Consider the following 18,018-nt stretch of genomic DNA (forward strand, 5'->3'; position numbering starts at 1 on the left):
GCGGGGGCAATGTCAGAGCTGACCCTGACGGTCATGCGGTTGGGCTTTCTCGCCGTACTGTGGCTGTTCGTCATCGTGGCCGTGCAGGTCATCCGTAGCGACCTGTTCGGAACCCGGGTGACCCAGCGCGCGTCGCGCCGGGGCGCCGAGCAGAGCCGCGCGTCCGGCGGGCGGCAGCAGCCCCCGCCCCAGCGCCAGCAGAGCGGGCGCGGCTCGGGCGGCCGCCAGCGCCGCGGCGCCCCCACCAAGCTGGTCGTGTCGGAGGGCACCCTGACCGGTACCACCGTCGCGCTCCAGGGCCAGACGATCAGCCTCGGCCGGGCCCACGACTCGACCATCGTGCTGGACGACGACTACGCCTCCAGCCGGCACGCCAGGATCTACCCGGACCGCGACGGACAGTGGATCGTCGAGGACCTCGGGTCGACGAACGGCACGTACCTCGACCGGACCCGGCTCACCACGCCCACACCGATTCCGCTGGGCGCACCGATCCGCATCGGCAAGACCGTCATCGAGCTGCGGAAGTAGTACGACAATGAGCGAGCGAGCCATGACCACCTTGGTCGCCTTGTCGGTCCCCGAACGGGACTGCGGCACGCTCCCGACCGGAGGGTGGGCACCGTGCGGATGTACCCGGAGCCGACAGGCGAGGTGCGCATGAGTCTGTCACTGCGTTTCGCCGCGGGATCCCACAAGGGGATGATCCGTGAGGGCAACGAGGACTCCGGCTACGCCGGTCCTCGCCTCCTCGCGATCGCGGACGGCATGGGCGGTCAGGCCGCCGGTGAGGTCGCGAGCTCCGAGGTGATCTCCACGCTGGTCGGCCTGGACGACGACGTCCCCGGCTCCGACATCCTCACCTCGCTCGGCTCGGCGGTTCAGCAGGCCAACGACCAGCTGCGCGTCATGGTCGAGGAGGACCCCCAGCTCGAGGGGATGGGCACGACCCTCACCGCCCTGCTGTGGACCGGCCGGCGGCTCGGGCTCGTCCACGTCGGCGACTCGCGCGCCTACCTGCTCCGCGATGGCCGTCTCACCCAGATCACGCAGGACCACACCTGGGTCCAGCGGCTGGTGGACGAGGGCCGGATCACCGAGGAGGAGGCCACCACGCACCCGCAGCGCTCGCTGCTGATGCGGGCCCTCGGCAGCGGCGACCACGTGGATCCCGACCTCTCCGTCCGCGAGGTCCGCGCCGGTGACCGCTACCTGATCTGCTCCGACGGGCTCTCGGGCGTCGTGAGCCACCAGACGCTCGAGGAGACCCTCGCCGGTTACCAGGGCCCGCACGAGACGGTGCAGGAGCTGATCCAGCTGGCCCTGCGCGGCGGCGGCCCCGACAACATCACCTGCATCGTGGCCGACGTGCTCGACGTCGACGGCAACGAGACCCTCGACGGGCAGCTCAACGACACCCCCGTGGTGGTCGGCGCCGTCGCCGAGAACCAGTCCCAGCTCGGTGACGCCGGGGCCATGCACACGCCGGCCGGACGGGCGGCCGGACTCGGCCGCGGCGTCCCCCACCAGGCGGCCACCCCGCCCGCCGGCGGCTTCGGCCCGCCCGGAAGCGGCGACGCGTCGCACGAGGACGGGGCCTACGAGCTCTACAGCGACGACGAGCTCACCAAGCCGCGCCGCGGCCGGTGGCTCAAGCGGTCCCTGATCCTGGTGCTCGGCCTCGGCGCCGTCGGTGCGGCGCTCTACGGCGGCTATCGCTGGACCCAGACCCAGTACTACGTGGGCGCCAAGGAAGGCCACGTAGCGCTGTACCAGGGGGTCAGCCAGGACTTCGCCTGGTTCAGCCTCGGCAAGGTGCGCGAGGAGCGCCGCGACGTCGAACTCAAGTACCTCCCCGCCTACCAGCGGAACCAGGTCAAGGAGACCATCGCCGTCGGCAGCCTCGACCAGGCCCGGGACAAGCTCCAGGAGCTCGGCAAGCAGGCGTCGGCCTGTGAGAAGCGCGCCGTACTGGCCAAGCAGGCCGAGGAGCGTCGCAAGGCCGAGGAGCGCAAGAAGGCCGAGGAGAAGGAGAAGGCCGCCGCCGAGCGCACCAGTGCGTCCGGCAGCGCGCCCGTGACCCGTACGGTCAGCGCCGGCGCGCAGAGCACGAGCACGCCGAAGCCAGGTCCCAGCCTCTCGGAGGATGAGCAGCTGCTGGCCAAACAGTGCGATAGCACCCAGCAGTAGCCGTAGGGGGCCATCCAGCCATGAGCAGCAGCACCACGAACACCACCACCATCGGCGCGATGGGCGCACCGAGCCGGCGCAACACCGAGCTCGCCATGCTCGTCTTCGCCGTGATCATCCCCGTCTTCGCCTACGCCAACGTCGGCCTGGCCCTGAACGACGAGCTGCCGGCGGGCATGCTCGCCTACGGCCTGGGCCTCGGCCTGCTCGCGGGCGTCGCGCACCTGGTGGTGCGCAAGTTCGCGCCGTACGCGGACCCGCTGATGCTGCCGATCGCCACCCTCCTCAACGGGCTGGGCCTGGTGCTCATCTGGCGGCTCGACCAGTCGCCGCGCCTGATCCGGCAGGCGGCCGGGCAGGGCATCTCGAACAGCTCCGCCCCCACCCAGCTGATGTACTCGGCGATGGGCATCGCGCTCTTCGTCGGCGTGCTGCTGCTGCTCAAGGACCACCGCGTCCTGCAGCGCTACACGTACATCAGCATGGTCGTCGCGCTGATCCTGCTGATCGCCCCGGTGTTCTTCCCGGCCCGCTTCGGCGCCCGGATCTGGATCACCATCGGCGGATTCTCCATCCAGCCGGCCGAGTTCGCGAAGATCATCATCGCGGTCTTCTTCGCCGGCTACCTGATGGTGAAGCGGGACGCGCTCGCGCTCGCCAGCCGCCGCTTCATGGGCCTGTACCTGCCGCGTGGCCGTGACCTCGGGCCGATCCTGGTGATCTGGGCGATGAGCCTGCTCATCCTCGTCTTCGAGACCGACCTCGGCACCTCGCTGCTGTTCTTCGGCCTCTTCGTGATCATGCTGTACGTGGCCACCGAGCGCACCAGCTGGATCGTGTTCGGTCTGCTGATGTCGGCGATCGGAGCGGTGGTCGTCGGCTCGGTGGAACCGCACGTCAACGTCCGTGTGATGGCGTGGCTGCACCCCTTCGCGGTCTACGCCCCGAACCCGCCGTCTTGGGCGACGACCGAGCAGATCGCGCAGTCCCTCTTCGCGTTCGGGTCGGGCGGCATCTTCGGAACCGGCCTCGGCCAGGGCAACTCGGACCTCATCGGCTTCGCCGCCAAGGCCGACTTCATCCTGGGCACCGTCGGCGAGGAGCTCGGGCTCGCGGGCATGATGGCGTTCCTGCTGCTGTACGCGCTGCTCGTGGAGCGCGGCGTGCGGACCGCGCTCGCGGCCCGCGACCCGTTCGGCAAGCTGCTCGCGGTCGGCCTGTCCGCAGCGTTCGCCATCCAGATCTTCGTCGTCACCGGCGGCGTCACCGGCCTGATCCCGCTGACCGGCATGAACATGCCGTTCATCGCCCAGGGCGGTTCGTCGGTGATCGCCAACTGGGCCCTGATCGCGGTCCTGCTGAGGATCAGCGACACGGCCCGCAGGCCGGCTCCGACGCCCGCACCGTCCACCGACGCCGAGATGACCCAGGTGGTCCGACCGTGAACAAGCCCCTGCGCCGGGTCGCCATCTTCTGCGGCCTGCTCGTCCTCGTCCTCATGGTCCGCGCGAACTGGGTTCAGTTCGTGCAGGCCGAGGAGTTGAAGACGCACGACAACAACCGCCGGGTGGCCATCGAGCGCTACAGCCAGAAGCGCGGCAACATCATCGTCGACGGACACGCGATCACCGGGTCCAAGGCGACGAACGGCACGGACTACAAGTACAAGCGCACGTACGAGAACGGCCGGATGTGGGCGCCCGTCACCGGGTACGCCTCGCAGGCCTACGGCGCGAACCAGCTCGAGAACCTCAACGACGGCATCCTCACCGGCACCGACGACCGGCTGTTCTTCACCCGGACCATCGACATGATCACGGGAAAGGGCAAGCACGGCGGCGACGTCGTCACCACGCTCAACGGCAAGGCGCAGCGCGCCGCTTACGAGGGACTCGGCAGCAAGAAGGGTGCCGTCGCCGCGATCGACCCGAAGACCGGAGCGATTCTCGCGCTGGCCAGCACCCCGTCCTACGACCCGTCGTCCTTCGCGGGCATGAGCAACGACGACGAGAACGCCTGGAAGCGGCTGGCCAAGGACAAGGACCAGCCGATGCTCAACCGGGCGCTGCGGCAGACCTACCCGCCCGGCTCCACCTTCAAGGTCGTCACCGCCGCCGCCGCGCTGGAGAACGGCAAGTACGAGGACATCGACGAGAAGACCGACTCGCCGCTGCCCTGGCAGCTGCCACTCAGCAGCAAGAACCTCGTCAACGAGGGCAACATCCCGTGCGAGGACGCGACGCTCCGGGACGCGCTGCGGGTCTCCTGCAACACCGTCTTCGGCAAGCTCGGCGACGACCTCGGCAAGGACAAGATGCGGGAGCAGGCCGAGAAGTTCGGCTTCAACGACCCCGAGGTCGACACCCCGGTCCGAGCCGCCGAGAGCGTCTACCCCGAGGAGATGGACCGGCCGTCCAACGCCATGGCCGCCATCGGCCAGTTCGAGACCCGGGCCACGCCGCTGCAGATGGCGATGATCGCCGCAGCCGTTGCGAACGACGGCAAGCTGATGAAGCCCTACATGGTCGACCAGTTGCGGGCGCGGAACCTGAACGTCGTCGAGCAGCACCGCCCGCAGGAGATGGACCGCCCGCTCTCCGCGGAGAACGCACAGAAGCTCCAGGAGATGATGGAGACCGTCGTCAAGGACGGCACCGGAACGCGGGCGCAGATCCCCGGCGTGACGATCGGCGGCAAGACCGGTACTGCGCAGCACGGCGTCGACAACAGTGAGAAGCCCTACGCGTGGTTCATCTCCTACGCCAAGACCGACCAGGGTTCGCCGGTCGCCGTCGCCGTCGTCGTCGAGGACGGATCCGCCGACCGCGGTGACATCTCCGGTGGCGGCCTGGCCGCGCCCATTGCCCGCGACGTGATGGAAGCGGTACTGGAAAGCGAAGGGAACAGGTGACTTCCGTCACCTCTTCACCGGTCCGACTCCCCGTACCGATGAGGTATCAGGTTACGGTCACCCCCGGGCCCCGTGATGCGGGCCGGGTACGGTATGCGCGAGCAGCACACCGCCGGACCCCACATCGGTGCGGTCGGGAATGACGGAGAGGGCTGGAGAAGTTATGGAAGAGCCGCGTCGCCTCGGCGGCCGGTACGAGCTGGGTTCGGTGCTCGGCCGTGGTGGCATGGCCGAGGTCTACATCGCCCACGACAGCCGCCTCGGCCGCACGGTGGCCGTGAAGACGCTGCGTGTGGACCTGGCCCGTGACCCGTCGTTCCAGGCCCGGTTCCGCCGGGAGGCCCAGTCGGCCGCCTCGCTCAACCACCCGTCGATCGTGGCCGTGTACGACACCGGCGAGGACTACGTCGACGGCGTCTCCATCCCGTACATCGTGATGGAGTACGTCGACGGATCCACGCTGCGTGAGCTCCTCCACTCCGGCAGGAAGCTGCTGCCGGAACGATCGATGGAGATGACCACCGGGATCCTCCAGGCGCTGGAGTACTCGCACCGGGCCGGGATCGTGCACCGCGACATCAAGCCCGCGAACGTCATGCTGACCCGGACCGGTCAGGTCAAGGTCATGGACTTCGGCATCGCGCGGGCCATGGGCGATGCCGGCATGACCATGACGCAGACCGCGGCGGTCATCGGCACGGCCCAGTACCTCTCCCCCGAGCAGGCCAAGGGCGAGCAGGTCGACGCCCGCTCCGACCTCTACTCGACGGGCTGCCTGCTCTTCGAGCTGCTCACCGTCCGGCCGCCGTTCGTGGGCGACTCCCCGGTCGCGGTGGCCTACCAGCACGTGCGCGAGGAGCCGCAGCCGCCCAGCACGTACGACCCCGAGATCTCGCCGGAGATGGACGCGATCGTCCTCAAGGCGCTGACGAAGGACCCCGACTACCGCTACCAGAGCGCCGACGAGATGCGGGCCGACATCGACGCCGCACTCGACGGGCAGCCGGTGGCGGCCACTGCCGCGATGGGTGCGATGGGCGCGGTCGGCTACGGCGGGTACGGCGACCACCCGACGACCGCTCTGCGCACCCACGACGCGGCAGGCCAGACGTCCATGCTCCCGCCGATGCGGGACGACGACGGCGGTTACGAGGGCGACCGCCCCGACCGGCGTCGGGCCGGAAACCGGAGGAACAACACCTCGACCATCCTGCTGGCGGCCGCCGGCATCCTGGTACTGATCGGCGCGATCTTCATCGGCCGCGCGATCTTCGGCGGCAGCCCGCCGGACTCCGTCGAGGTGCCGAACCTCGTCGGTGACACCGTGGCCGAGGCGAAGCAGTCGGGCGAGAACGGCAACTTCACCGTCTCGGTCGGAGGCAAGAAGTTCTGCGAGGAGAAGAAGGGCCGCATCTGCTCGCAGGATCCGGAGAGCGGCGGCACCGTCGAGCGGGACGGCACCGTCACCGTCGTCGTCTCCAAGGGCGTGGAACGCGTCTCGGTCCCGGACGTCCGCGGCATCTCCTTCGGCGACGCCAAGTCCGAGCTCGAGGGCAAGGGCTTCGACGTCGAGCGCAAGGAGGTCGAGTCCGAGCGGACGCCGGGCACCGTCGCGGGCCAGGACCCGGAGGCCGGAACCCGCCAGCCGAAGGGCAGCACCATCACCCTCTCGGTGGCGACGGAGGCCCCCAAGGTCTCGGTGCCCGACGTCACGAACAAGCCGCTCGACCAGGCCAAGGCTCAGCTCGAGGCCGTGGGCCTCAAGGCCGAGGCGTCGACGGCCGACCGCTCCGATGTTCCCCCGAACACGGTCGTCTCGCAGTCGCCCGGGCCCAACAGCGAGGTCAAGCGCGGATCGACGGTCACCCTGACCGTCGCGCAGCCGGCGGAGAAGTTCGCGATGCCGGATGTGCGCGGGCAGAGCGTGAAGGACGCCCGGAAGGCGCTCACCGACGCCGGCCTCGTGGTGGGCAGCGTCGTCGGGGAGCAGGGACCGAACTCGACGGTCGTCGGCACCAACCCGCAGCCGGGCCAGGAGGTCAAGAAGGGCGACAGCGTCACCCTCATGGCCACCAAGGGAGGCGGCGGCGGGGGCGGCGGCTTCTTCGGCGGGACGACGGGCCAGCCGGACGGCTGAGCCCCCGCCCGGGCCCGGACCGGCAGAGCGTGAACCGTGCCCCGGCACCCCTCATCGGGGGTGCCGGGGCACCCGCGTCCCCCGCTTCGCCCCGGCCGGGCGCGCACTGCTGCGGCACGGCGGCCGGCCGTGGTTCCGGTTGCCCGCCGTTCTTCTCCGGCCGGGCCGCGGAGTCCGCACGCCGGGGGACGTCCACGCAGGACGTCAGCCGTGGCGAAGTTCCTTCGGCGGCGTGCGGTCCGCGTCCACCTTCTCGGTACGCTCCAGCTCCGCCCAGACGATGTACCGGTAGTCCGAGGTGTAGACCGGCGTGCAGGTCGTCAGCGTGAGGTACCTGCCCCGCTTCTTCCTTCCCGACCCTTCCGGCACGTCCTTCAGCACGCCCACGTCGAACTTCGAGGTCTGCGGCAGCTCCGCGAAGACCTTGTAGACGTACCAGGTGTCGCGGGTCTCGAAGACGACCGCGTCGCCCGGGTGCACCTGGTGGATGTTGTGGAACTTGGCGCCGTGTCCGTCGCGGTGCGCCGCGAGCGTGAAGTTGCCCTTGGCGTCCCACGGCATCGCGGACTTGAAGGGCTTAGTGTAGTAGCCGGCGACGCCCGCGTTGAGGTTCTTGGTGCCCGTCCCCTTGGTGACGAGCACCTCGCCCTCGTCCATCGCCGGCACGTGCAGGAAGCCGATGCCCTTGCCGGTGTCCAGCTCGCCCGGCCCCTCGTCCGCCCAGGCGTTGCGGATGCTGTCGCCCCTGCGTGAGGCGTCCCGGTCGGCCAGGACGTTCGTCCACCACAGTGAGTAGGCGACGAACAGCCCGAGGACCAGGCCCATGGTGATGAGGAGCTCGCCGATGAAGCCGACCGTGGCGGCGATGCGCCCGCGCCGCCTGGACGGCCTTCGGCGGACCGGCTGCGCCGGCGCCCCGGTGCTCTCGTCGTGATCGGTCGTGGCTGCCACCGCAGTGCCCCCCGTTTGGTTCCGTGCTGCTTGCCGTTCCGGTGCCGCGCTCACTGGACGAGCGCGTCCGGTTTGCCCTTGCTCCGCGGCCGCTCGTCGACCAGCTTGCCCCAGACGATCAGCCGGTAGGTGCTGGTGAACTCCGGCGTGCACGTGGTGAGCGTGATGTAGCGCCCCGGCTTCGTGAACCCGGACCCCCGGGGGACGGGATCGATCACCGAGGTGTTCGACGGCGAGGTCTGCGGCAGGATGCTGGTCATCTTGTAGGTGTAGAAGGCGCGCCGGGTCTCGACCACGATCTCGTCGCCGGGCCGGAGACGGTTCACGTACCGGAACGGCTCACCGTGGGTGTTGCGGTGGCCGGCCAGCGCGAAGTTCCCCTTCTTCGACCAGGGCATGGCGGTCTTCAGCGGTGCTTCGCCGTAGTGGCCGACCATGCCGCGGTCGAGCACCCGGTGCTTGTCGATCCCCTCGGCGATGGGGGCCTTCACGTCCAGCTTCGGGATGTAGATGATCGCGAATCCCTGGCCGGGCGAGAACGCGCCCGGATCGCGCTGCTTCTTCGCCCACTCGTCCTGCAGGGTGCTGGCGGCGCCGCCGGCCTCCTGGTGCGCGAGGACGTTGGTCCACCAGAGCTGGTAGGTGACGAAGAGCAGCATGAGGACACCGAGGGTGATGAACGCCTCGCCGATCCAGCGGCTGGCTATCACACCCGGCGGCTCCTTGGCGGCCCGTGCCGCCCGGCGCGCCTCGAGCCGCGTTCTGGGAGCCTGCACGGGACCGTCGGACGCCGCGGAGGCGGCGCCGGGCGAGTGGCGCCCCCGGGCCCGTCTGCCGCCGCGTCCGGCCGAGTTCTGCGCGGCCCTGCGCCGGGCCGCCCGTCCGCCGGGCGCGGGATCGCCGGTGTCGCCCGCGTTCGTGTCCTCGCCGGCCGGTCTCCTCCGGCCCGGCATCCGCAGGGCGACGGTCTCGTCGTGGGACGGGTGAAGCTCCCGGCCGGCCCGGACTGCGGGGCCCCGCTCCCCCGTTGCAGGGCCGGGGCCCGCAACGGGGCTCTCCGCGTCCTGCGCGCCCGTCCGTTCCCGGCCGCCCCGGGGGCCGGGAGCCGCCGGTTCGCCGTACGCCGTTTCGCGCCGGCCGGGCCCGGCGTACCCCGCATCGCGGAACCCGGGATCGCGGTACCCGGCGGCCGGCCGTGCCGCGGGGGCCTGCCGGTCGTAGGGGCCCGGCGCACGGCCGGCCTCCCCGTCGGAGCCCTGGCCGGGCGGGTACCAGCCCGAGGCGCCCTGGCCGGGCGACGGCCGTTCCGCATGCGCGGGATACGACGGGCCGGGCATGGGATCGAGGAGCGGGTCGCCCGCCGGTGCTCCGTACCAGTCCTGGGACGCCCCTGCGGAGGCCTCCCCGCTCGGGTGCCCGTACGAGCCGCTCCGGAACCGGTCCGGGTAGGACGGGTCCGGCAGCGGGTCGTTCAGGGGATCGTCGAGCCGTCCGACGGCGTCTTCGAACGCGTCGCCGTCACGGTACGGGGAGGGCCGTCCGCCGCCGTAGGCACTGTCGCCATCGGGGCGGAACGTGGTCACGCGTGAACCTTGCCGACCACCGGGGCGAGTCCCGCCGACCGTTCCACCGCAGTGCTGTCCCCGCACTCGGCCAGCCAGTTGGCCAGCATCAGGTGGCCCCACTCGGTGAGGACGGACTCGGGGTGGAACTGCACGCCCTCGACCGGCAGATCGCGGTGGCGCAGCCCCATCGCGATGCCGTTCTCGGTCCATGCGGTGACCCGCAACTCGTCCGGGATCGTGTCCCGTTCGACCGCGAGCGAGTGGTAGCGGGTGGCGGTGAACGGCGACGGCAGGCCGTGGAAGACGCCCACGCCCTCGTGGGTGACGAGCGATGTCTTGCCGTGCAGCAGCTCGGGGGCGCGGCCGACCACTCCGCCGTAGGCCACCGCCATCGACTGCATGCCCAGGCAGACACCGAAGACCGGGACGCCCTTCTCCGCGCAGTGCCGGACCATGTCCACGCAGACTCCGGCCTGCTCGGGCGTTCCCGGGCCGGGTGACAGCAGGACGCCGTCGAAGCCGTCCCGGGCGTGCTCGGGCCGGACCTGGTCGTTGCGCAGCACCTCGCACTCGGCACCGAGCTGGTACAGGTACTGGACGAGGTTGAAGACGAAGCTGTCGTAGTTGTCGACGACGAGGACGCGTACGCTCATCGGGCCGCTCCTGCGCCGTTGTCCACCGTCACGTCACCGAACGGGAGCAGAGGTTCCGCCCAGGGGAAGACGTATTGGAACAGGACGAGGACGACAGCCAGCACGAGCACGACCGAGATGGCCGCGCGCACCCAGACGTTGCCCGGCAGATGCCGCCAGATCCAGCCGTACATGCCGCCCCTACTTGCCGATACCGAAGTCGCTTGCAGGAACCAGACTAAGGGGCGGCGAGGGATCCGGGGGCTCAGCCGGGCAAAGGACCCGGTCGCCGGACGAGGCGCACCGGGCGGGCCGTGGAGGGCATCCGCCGACTGCGGGCGGTCAGTCCACCGGACGCGCGTAGTGCAGATCGACAGCGCCCGAGTACCCGGGCAGCTTCACCGACGTGCGGCGCTCCACGTCCCAGCCCAGCCCGTAGGCGTTGACGTACTGCATGTAGTTGACGATCGCCGGTGCTGTGGCGAGCTTCTCCTGGAGCTCGGACGGGTCGCCGACCGCCGTGATCCGGTAGGGCGGCGAGTAGACCCGGCCCTGGAGGATCAGGGTGTTCCCGACGCAGCGGACCGCACTGGTCGAGATCAGCCGCTGGTCCATGACCTTGATTCCCCGGGCACCGCCCTGCCAGAGCGCGTTGACGACCGCCTGCAGGTCCTGCTGGTGGATCACGAGGTCGTTCGGCTGGGGCTGCGGGACGCCCGGGATGCGGGCGGTCGCGTCCGGCGGGGCGTCGTTGAGGGTGACGGTGATGCCGGCGCCGCTCACCTCCTGGGTGCCGGAGGCCTTCTCCAGCCCCTTGATCCTGCGGTCGCGGGCCTCGGAGGAGCCGTCGTCGCGGCGGGCGAGGGAGTCGACGTCGGAGCGCACCGCGGCCGCGGACGTCTCGAGGGCGTGGTTCCTGCGGCTGCGCTCCTGGATCAGGTCCGAGAGCTTGAGCAGGGAGTCGTCGGTGCGCAGGTTGGTACCGCGGGCGGTGTTGAAGCTGGTGACGAAGAGAAGCCCCGCGAGGGCGAAGACCGCGGCCGTGAGCAGCCGCACCGGCCGCAGACGGCGGGCAGCGAAGGGCTTGGACGGCTCGGTGGGGGAGCCCGCAGAATTGCTCAACGTACCCTTATCTCCTTGGACGCCGCGGAAGCACTACGCTAACGGACGCGTCCGGGGAGGAAGTAGCCCCGTGGCCCCCGCCCCCTGCCCCAGTCCAGGATCACCGCGCGGTCACGCAACGCATCGACAGGAGAGTCCCTCGTGCCGAAGTCACGGATCCGCAAGAAGGCCGACTTCACCCCGCCTCCGGCGAAGCAGGCCACCAATGTGAATCTGAATGCGGGCCGCAACTGGGTGGCGCCGCTGATGCTGGCGCTCTTCCTCATCGGGCTCGCCTGGATCGTGGTCTTCTACGTCACCACCGGTGACATGCCGGTCGGAGCGCTCGGCAACTGGAACATCGTGGTCGGGTTCGGCTTCATCGCCGGGGGATTTGTCGTCTCCACGCAGTGGAAGTAGCGTCTGCGGAGCAGCTTCGAGCGTCGGACGCAAGCCTTGCCCCAAGGTTGTCCACACGGTTATCCACAGCAGGGGAAAAGGTCGGAAGATCTGTGGATAACCCAACGCTCGGTTGACGCCGGTGATACTGGTCATACGGTCCGCTCGACGTGATCAACCCGGTCTCCCTTGGGAAACCGCAGATCCGTGCGATTGTGCACACGTTCCCCACGTCATGCACAAGATCCGGGAACGGCTGTGGACAACCGGCCCCACGCACCCCTTCCCGGACCCCGGAACCCCTGCTCAGCCCGTGAGCTGAAGCGTCCGGAGGACCACCACGACGACGACCACCAGCAGGGCCGCCGCACAGGTCGCGCGCTGCACCGCCACCCGGTGTCCCCGGGGCGCGTGCACCATGCCGAAGGCGACCGCCGCACCGACCACCAGGCCGCCCACGTGGGCCTGCCAGGAGATCTGGCTGCCGGGGAAGAACGTGAAGGCCAGATTGATCGCCAGCAGGACGAACACGGGCCGCATGTCCTGCCGCATCCGCCGCAGCAGCACGGCCATCGCGCCGAACAGCCCGTACACCGCGCCCGAGGCGCCGAGGGACGGCTGGTTCGGATCGGCCAGCAGATAGGCCAGCGCCGAACCCCCCAACCCCGAGAGCAGGTAGAGGGCGAGGTAGCGGGACCGTCCCAGGGCGGCCTCCAACGGGCCGCCGAGCCACCACAGCGCCAGCATGTTGAACGCGATGTGCATCGGCTGCTCGTGCAGGAACGCCGAGGTCAGCAGCCGGTACCACTGGCCCTCGGCGACACCCTCCACGCCTGAGGGGGTCAGCGCCCGGCCGAACAGGTCCAGATCGCGCACGAGGCGGTCGCCCACCACCATGACCGCGACCCAGACGGCGATGTTGATGCCGAGCAGAACCTTGGTGACCAGCCGGGGGTCGGCGCTGACGACACCGCCCGCGACCGTCCGCGGCCGCATCGACTCCGGTGCCGGACCCGTACCGCCCCCGTCGCGCACGCAGTCCGGACACTGGAACCCGACCGAGGCGCTGACCATGCACTCCGGGCAGATCGGCCGCTCGCAACGCGTGCAGCTGATCCCGGTGGCCCGGTCCGGGTGGCGGTAACAGCCGGGGGGACCGCCTGCCGCCGCGTGGTCCCCCGCACTCCCTGGCACCTGGTCCATCAGTCCCTCTTCTCCCATCCGGCCCGCGGCCGCTGTCGGAGCGCACGGGCCACCGGGCGGCTCCCCGGACGCACCACGCCCCGCCCATCCAGACGGACGGGCGGGGCCGGTTTGTTCCCGCCGGCCGGCCCGCCGGGCCCAGGCCGGCGGTACTCAGCCCTGTCGGGTCTCCACGACGACGGACTCGATGACGACGTCCTCCACCGGACGGTCGGTGCGCGGGTTGGTCTTCACGGCACCGATGGCGTCCACCACCTGCCGGCTCTTCGGGTCGACGACCTCGCCGAAGATGCTGTGCTTGCGGGTCAGCCACGCAGTGGGCGCCAACGTGATGAAGAACTGCGACCCGTTGGTGCCCGGCCCGGCGTTCGCCATGGCCAGCAGGTACGGCTTGTCGAAGGCGAGGTCCGGGTGGAACTCGTCCTCGAACTCGTAACCCGGGCCCCCGGTGCCGTTGCCCAGCGGGTCACCGCCCTGGATCATGAAGCCACTGATCACCCGGTGGAACACCGTGCCGTCGTACAACCGGTCCTGGGTCTTCTTACCGGTCTGCGGGTGGGTCCACTCGCGAGTGCCCTCGGCGAGTTCGACGAAGTTCTTGACGGTCTTCGGCGCATGGTTCGGCAGCAGCCGGACCTCGATGTCGCCGTGATTCGTCTTCAGGGTGGCGTAGAGCTGCTCGGCCACGGTCAACCTTCCATAGTCTTCACTGACGTTTCCCGATCCTCGCACGGACGCCTGCGGTGGCGAAGCCGTCCAAGAGGTGCAGACGGTTGTGCACACCCCCGAAACCCGAGAAATCCGCAGCAGCCGCAGCAGCCGACAGGCCCGGGCTTCATCAGAATTCGTGAAGCTTGACCCGGATGCCCGTCCGCGCATGCCGTCGGACCTGCGAGCGGGCATGATCTCTAATCGGGTGGAAAGGCGAATACCGTACCGCCACCGAGGAGGAGGATCCTGTGACCCGCATCGACAGCATGCGCGCTGCAACCGGCACCGCCAAGGACAGCGTGCTGCACGCAGCGGAGGTGGTGGCGCCCTACGCCGGCACAGCCAAGGACCAGGCTGCGCACTACGCGCAGGAAGCCCGCGCCCGGCTGGCACCCGTGGTCGCCCAGGCCGCACAGCAGGCGCGTTCCACCGCACTCGAGAATTACGGCGCGCACCTGCAACCCCGGATCGAGCACGCACGCGGGGCGCTGCCGCCCAAGGTGGACGCCGCCGCCCAGCGCGCCGCCCGGCACACCCGCAAAGCGGCCCGGCAGGCGACCGACTACGCGAGGCCGCGGGTCGAGAGCGCGGTCGCCGAGGCCCGCGCCGCCGCCGAGCCCGTACGCGAGGAGGCGTTCGCCCGCGGCGGCGCCGCGTTCGCCGCACTGCGCGGCCAGGTGAGCGCGAAGGACGTCGAGCGGTTGGTGCGCAGGCGCAACCGCCGCATGCAGCGGGGCCGGGTGGCCAAGCGACTGCTCGTCCTCGGCCTGGTGGCCGGCGGCGCGGTGGCGGTCTGGAAGTGGTGGGACAAGCAGGCCAACCCGGACTGGCTGGTGGAGCCGCCGGCGGCAACCGAACTCGGCGACCCCGGAACACTCGGCTCGGTCGACGGCAGCAACCGGGCCGCGCTCGACCCCGAGGTGCAGGCGAAGCAGGACTCGGAGGCCGAGACCGACGAACGCGGCAAGCGGGACTGACCGTTCCCGTCCCGCCCCGGGCCGCCGTCCTCCCTGCAGAGGGCGGCGGCTTCTGCACTTCCGCTCCCCGCCCCACCGGCGGCACCCCTCGCGGCGGCGCGTCGAGGTGCCGGTTGCCGCGCCCCGGCCGGGGCCCGCCGGCCGGGGCGGAAAGCCCTTAAGGTCCGGTGACACGACGTACGGAAACGCCCTGCGCGGGGCGGCGGGATCCCTAGGGTGACGCCATGCGCGTACTGGTCACCGGCGGTGCCGGATTCATCGGATCACACATCGTGGAAGCGCTCGAGGGCCGCGGACACGAACCCGTGGTGTACGACACGATGCTGCCCTCGGGGCAAGGGGGAGCCACTCGACTCACCGACGAGCGACGGCGGTTCGTCGCTGACGTACGGGACCGGGACACCGTGGCGAAGGCGTTGCGCGGGGTCGACGCCGTGTGCCACCAGGCGGCCATGGTCGGCCTTGGGAAGGACTTCGCGGACGCGCCGCGCTACGTGGGCTGCAACGATCTGGGGACGGCGGTCCTGCTGGCCGGAATGGCCGAGGCGGGGGTCCGGGACCTGGTGCTCGCCGGCTCCATGGTGGTCTACGGGGAAGGACGCTACGACTGCCCGCGCCACGGACGCACCCGCCCGGGACCGAGGGCCGTCGCCGACCTGGAGGCCGGCCGGTTCGAGCCGCGCTGCCCCTCCTGCGGGGCCGGCCTGACACCAGGACTGGTCACGGAGGACGCCCCCGCCGACCCGCGGAACGTGTACGCCGTCACCAAGCTCACCCAGGAGCACCTGGCATCCGCCTGGGCGCGCGCCACCGGCGGCCGCGCGCTGTCCCTGCGCTACCACAACGTGTACGGCCCCGGGATGCCCCGCGACACCCCGTACGCGGGGGTCGCCTCCTTCTTCCGCTCTGCGCTGGCACGCGGCGAGGCCCCACGGGTCTTCGAGGACGGCGACCAGCGGCGGGACTTCGTGCACGTACGGGATGTAGCCGCAGCGAACGCCGTCGCGCTGGAAGCCGTACGCGACCGGCCCTCCGAGGACTTCGCGGCGTACAACACCGGCAGCGGCGAACCCCGGACCGTCGGGCAGATGGCCGAGGCGCTCGCCGCGGCCCACGGCGGTCCCTCCCCCGTGGTCACCGGCGAGTTCCGGCTCGGGGACGTCCGCCATGTCACGGCGGACTCCCGGCGGCTGCGCGAGGAGTTGGGCTGGCGGCCGGAAGTGGGGTTCGCCGAGGGAATGGCGGAGTTCGCGACCGCACCGCTCCGCAGCGGCCGGGCACCGCAGGCCGCGGCCCTGGCCGGCTCCTGAAGGCGTTCACGCACCGGCCGGCGGCAGTGTGACCTCGAAACGGCAGCCGCCCACCACGTTCCGCACGGCGGCCCGCCCGTGGTGCGCCTCCACGATGCCTCTGACGATGGCCAGGCCGAGACCCGCGCCGGCCGGGGGCGTCCGCGCGTGGTTGCCCCGCCAGCCGGTGTCGAAGACACGGGGCAGGTCCTCCTCGGGAATGCCGCCGCAGCCGTCGGTCACCGACAGCACCACTCCGTCCGTGCCGGACCGTGCGCTCACAGCGACCGTGCCGTCGGCGGGCGTCCGCCGGATCGCGTTGATGAGCAGGTTGCCGAGGACCCGGCTCATCTCTTTCACGTCCACCTCCACCGGGGCCTCCTCGAGGTGCCCTCCCACCAGACGCACGCCGTGTTCACGCGCCAGCGCGTCGGCCCCGGCGAGCGCGTCGCCGACCAGGTCGTGGACCCGGATCCGGGCGGGGGCGAGCGCGAGTGCTCCGGCATGGATCCGGGAGAGCTCGGAGAGGTCGCCGACCATGTCGTTCATCCGCTCGACCTCGGTGCGGATCTGCCGCAGATAGCGGCCGGAGTCCGCAGCCATGCCGTCCTCCAGGGCCTCGGACATGGCCCGCAGACCGGCGAGCGGCGTGCGAAGGTCGTGCGATATCCAGGCGACCAGTTCACGCCGCGACGACTCCAGCCTCCGCTCCCGCTCGCGGGACTCCGCGAGCTTGGCACTGGTGGCCACCAACTCCTCTGTGAGGGAGTCGAGTTCGGCGGTCGACGGACCGTCCGGGGCCGCGAAGCTGCCGCCGTCGCCGAAGGAACGGGCGGCGGCGGTCAGCGCCCTGCTGCGCCCGACCACCCAGCGGCCGAGCAGCAGCGCCGTCGCCAGCGATGCCACGGCGGCCATGGCGACCACGACGGTGACCACGGTGAGGTCGTGCGGGGACAGGAACATCTCCCGGGCCACCGCGAGCGTCCCCGCCAGCATCGCGATGACCGCGACGGCCGCGACGACGGCCAGCGACGCCACCAGGGAACGGTGCCGCAGCAGCCTCAGGACGACCCCTCCCAGCAGTGCGGCGGCTGCGGCACCCACGAACGCGTACAGGGCGATGACCAGCAGATCGTTCACCGGATCAGTCCTCCGCCGGGTCGAACCGGTAGCCCACGCCCCACACCGTCCGGATCAGGCGGGGCCGGGCGGGGTCCTCCTCCACCTTTCCGCGCAGCCTGCGCACATGGACGGTGACCGTCGACAGATCACCGAAGTCCCAGCCCCAGACCTCCCGCATCAGCTCTTCGCGGCCGAACGCCGTTCCCGGATGCCGCAGGAAGAAGGACAGCAGGTCGAATTCACGCAGGGTGAGGGCCAGTTCACGACCGTTCTTCACCGCCCGGCGGGCGACGGGGTCGATGCTGAGCCCGGCCGTGCTCAGCCCGGTCCGCGATCCGCCGTCGTCCGCGTCGCCGGCACGCCCCCGCCGCAGCACTGCCTCGACGCGCAGAACCAGCTCGCGCGGACTGAACGGCTTCGTCACATAGTCGTCCGCGCCCACCTCCAGGCCGAGGATCCGGTCGTCCTCGTCTCCTCGCGCGGTGAGCATGATGACCGGCACGGGGCCCCTCTCCCGCAGGGTCCGGCACACGTCGAACCCGTTCACGGCCGGCAGCATCACATCGAGGACGACGAGGTCGGGCGGCCGCGCAGCGGCCATGGCCAGTGCTTCGGCACCGTCCTCGGCCCGGTCCACGGCATATCCGGCGCGGGCGAGGTACTGCTCGACGACCTCGGCGACGGTCGGGTCGTCCTCCACCACGAGCACATGTCCGTGCGCAGCGTTCTGCATGCGCAGACCATCGCACGACTCGGCCGGCACGGCCGAGGGCAAGTCCGGTGCCGGCACCGACGTCCGCATTCCGTAAGGCTTTTCAGCCCTGAATGTC

General features: G+C 70.8%; 17 protein-coding genes. 8 read left to right on the forward strand and 9 right to left on the reverse strand.

The genetic code is table 11. The features are described from left to right. The first annotated feature begins 9 nt into the window (after positions 1 to 9). The 5 genes from M1E25_RS13960 to pknB all read left to right on the forward strand — a co-directional run bounded on the left by M1E25_RS13960 (position 10) and on the right by pknB (position 7,238). Positions 10 to 531, forward strand: coding sequence for an FHA domain-containing protein FhaB/FipA (locus M1E25_RS13960; protein WP_251415033.1), 522 nt, complete (start codon positions 10 to 12; stop codon positions 529 to 531). A gap of 129 nt (positions 532 to 660) precedes the next feature. Then, entirely contained in the window at positions 661 to 2,190 is a 1,530-nt protein-coding gene (locus M1E25_RS13965; protein WP_251415036.1) for a PP2C family protein-serine/threonine phosphatase, read from the forward strand. Between the two features lie 20 nt (positions 2,191 to 2,210). Continuing rightward, positions 2,211 to 3,635 carry an FtsW/RodA/SpoVE family cell cycle protein gene (locus tag M1E25_RS13970; RefSeq protein ID WP_251415039.1) on the forward strand — a complete coding sequence of 475 codons (1,425 nt, stop codon included), beginning with the start codon at positions 2,211 to 2,213 and terminating at the stop codon, positions 3,633 to 3,635. Then, positions 3,632 to 5,101 (forward strand): peptidoglycan D,D-transpeptidase FtsI family protein, encoded by a 1,470-nt coding sequence (locus tag M1E25_RS13975; RefSeq protein WP_251415042.1) that lies wholly within the window; start codon positions 3,632 to 3,634, stop codon positions 5,099 to 5,101. The genes M1E25_RS13970 and M1E25_RS13975 overlap by 4 nt, the downstream gene beginning before the upstream one ends. A gap of 163 nt (positions 5,102 to 5,264) precedes the next feature. Further along, positions 5,265 to 7,238, forward strand: a complete 1,974-nt coding sequence (gene pknB / locus M1E25_RS13980; protein WP_251415045.1) for a Stk1 family PASTA domain-containing Ser/Thr kinase — start codon at positions 5,265 to 5,267, stop codon at positions 7,236 to 7,238. 204 nt (positions 7,239 to 7,442) lie between these two features. Here the strand turns inward: pknB and M1E25_RS13985 are convergent, their stop codons facing one another. The 5 genes from M1E25_RS13985 to M1E25_RS14005 form a co-directional block, all read right to left on the reverse strand. Further along, positions 7,443 to 8,189: a class E sortase gene (locus M1E25_RS13985; protein ID WP_251415048.1), complete on the reverse strand. Its 747-nt coding sequence runs from the start codon at positions 8,187 to 8,189 to the stop codon at positions 7,443 to 7,445. Positions 8,190 to 8,239: 50 nt separating this feature from the next. Beyond that, complete coding sequence (locus M1E25_RS13990; protein WP_285830762.1) at positions 8,240 to 9,526, reverse strand: class E sortase; 1,287 nt, start codon at positions 9,524 to 9,526, stop codon at positions 8,240 to 8,242. Between the two features lie 242 nt (positions 9,527 to 9,768). Beyond that, positions 9,769 to 10,407: an aminodeoxychorismate/anthranilate synthase component II gene (locus M1E25_RS13995; protein ID WP_251415054.1), complete on the reverse strand. Its 639-nt coding sequence runs from the start codon at positions 10,405 to 10,407 to the stop codon at positions 9,769 to 9,771. After that, a complete protein-coding gene (locus M1E25_RS14000; protein ID WP_251415058.1) occupies positions 10,404 to 10,580 on the reverse strand; it encodes a hypothetical protein in 177 nt (58 codons plus the stop codon). Before M1E25_RS14000 ends, M1E25_RS13995 begins: the two co-directional genes overlap by 4 nt. Positions 10,581 to 10,728: 148 nt before the next feature. Then, entirely contained in the window at positions 10,729 to 11,508 is a 780-nt protein-coding gene (locus tag M1E25_RS14005) for a DUF881 domain-containing protein (RefSeq protein ID WP_251415060.1), read from the reverse strand. A gap of 141 nt (positions 11,509 to 11,649) precedes the next feature. Between M1E25_RS14005 and crgA the strand changes: the two genes are divergently transcribed. Further along, positions 11,650 to 11,907 carry a cell division protein CrgA gene (gene crgA / locus M1E25_RS14010; protein WP_251415063.1) on the forward strand — a complete coding sequence of 86 codons (258 nt, stop codon included), beginning with the start codon at positions 11,650 to 11,652 and terminating at the stop codon, positions 11,905 to 11,907. Positions 11,908 to 12,192: 285 nt separating this feature from the next. Here crgA and M1E25_RS14015 read toward each other — a convergent pair whose 3' ends face one another. Both M1E25_RS14015 and M1E25_RS14020 read right to left on the reverse strand, forming a co-directional pair. Beyond that, entirely contained in the window at positions 12,193 to 13,089 is an 897-nt protein-coding gene (locus M1E25_RS14015; protein ID WP_251415067.1) for a rhomboid family intramembrane serine protease, read from the reverse strand. A gap of 153 nt (positions 13,090 to 13,242) precedes the next feature. After that, positions 13,243 to 13,776 (reverse strand): peptidylprolyl isomerase, encoded by a 534-nt coding sequence (locus M1E25_RS14020; protein ID WP_251415071.1) that lies wholly within the window; start codon positions 13,774 to 13,776, stop codon positions 13,243 to 13,245. 272 nt (positions 13,777 to 14,048) lie between these two features. Between M1E25_RS14020 and M1E25_RS14025 the strand changes: the two genes are divergently transcribed. Next, positions 14,049 to 14,777, forward strand: coding sequence for a DUF5324 family protein (locus M1E25_RS14025; protein ID WP_251415074.1), 729 nt, complete (start codon positions 14,049 to 14,051; stop codon positions 14,775 to 14,777). A 224-nt stretch (positions 14,778 to 15,001) separates the two neighbouring features. Continuing rightward, on the forward strand, positions 15,002 to 16,087 hold the full coding sequence (locus M1E25_RS14030) for an NAD-dependent epimerase/dehydratase family protein (protein ID WP_251415077.1): 1,086 nt from the start codon (positions 15,002 to 15,004) through the stop codon (positions 16,085 to 16,087). Positions 16,088 to 16,093: 6 nt separating this feature from the next. On the opposite strand, the gene M1E25_RS14035 is transcribed toward M1E25_RS14030, so the two are convergent. Both M1E25_RS14035 and M1E25_RS14040 read right to left on the reverse strand, forming a co-directional pair. Further along, positions 16,094 to 17,206: a sensor histidine kinase gene (locus M1E25_RS14035; protein WP_251415080.1), complete on the reverse strand. Its 1,113-nt coding sequence runs from the start codon at positions 17,204 to 17,206 to the stop codon at positions 16,094 to 16,096. 4 nt (positions 17,207 to 17,210) lie between these two features. Then, positions 17,211 to 17,921 (reverse strand): response regulator transcription factor, encoded by a 711-nt coding sequence (locus M1E25_RS14040; RefSeq protein WP_251415083.1) that lies wholly within the window; start codon positions 17,919 to 17,921, stop codon positions 17,211 to 17,213. Positions 17,922 to 18,018 lie beyond the last annotated feature (97 nt).

The sequence above is a fragment of the Streptomyces meridianus genome (assembly GCF_023703325.1).
Classification (GTDB): domain Bacteria; phylum Actinomycetota; class Actinomycetes; order Streptomycetales; family Streptomycetaceae; genus Streptomyces; species Streptomyces meridianus.

Bases quoted from the DNA above. Each gene is read 5' to 3' on its own strand.
- M1E25_RS13960 (WP_251415033.1), top strand. From the start codon at position 10: ATGTCAGAGCTGACCCTGACGGTCATGCGGTTGGGCTTTCTCGCCGTA.
- M1E25_RS13965 (WP_251415036.1), top strand. From the start codon at position 661: ATGAGTCTGTCACTGCGTTTCGCCGCGGGATCCCACAAGGGGATGATC.
- M1E25_RS13970 (WP_251415039.1), top strand. From the start codon at position 2,211: ATGAGCAGCAGCACCACGAACACCACCACCATCGGCGCGATGGGCGCA.
- pknB (WP_251415045.1), top strand. From the start codon at position 5,265: ATGGAAGAGCCGCGTCGCCTCGGCGGCCGGTACGAGCTGGGTTCGGTG.
- M1E25_RS13990 (WP_285830762.1), bottom strand. From the start codon at position 9,526: ATGCCCGGCCCGTCGTATCCCGCGCATGCGGAACGGCCGTCGCCCGGC.
- M1E25_RS13995 (WP_251415054.1), bottom strand. From the start codon at position 10,407: ATGAGCGTACGCGTCCTCGTCGTCGACAACTACGACAGCTTCGTCTTC.
- M1E25_RS14000 (WP_251415058.1), bottom strand. From the start codon at position 10,580: ATGTACGGCTGGATCTGGCGGCATCTGCCGGGCAACGTCTGGGTGCGC.
- M1E25_RS14015 (WP_251415067.1), bottom strand. From the start codon at position 13,089: ATGGACCAGGTGCCAGGGAGTGCGGGGGACCACGCGGCGGCAGGCGGT.
- M1E25_RS14030 (WP_251415077.1), top strand. From the start codon at position 15,002: ATGCGCGTACTGGTCACCGGCGGTGCCGGATTCATCGGATCACACATC.
- M1E25_RS14040 (WP_251415083.1), bottom strand. From the start codon at position 17,921: ATGCAGAACGCTGCGCACGGACATGTGCTCGTGGTGGAGGACGACCCG.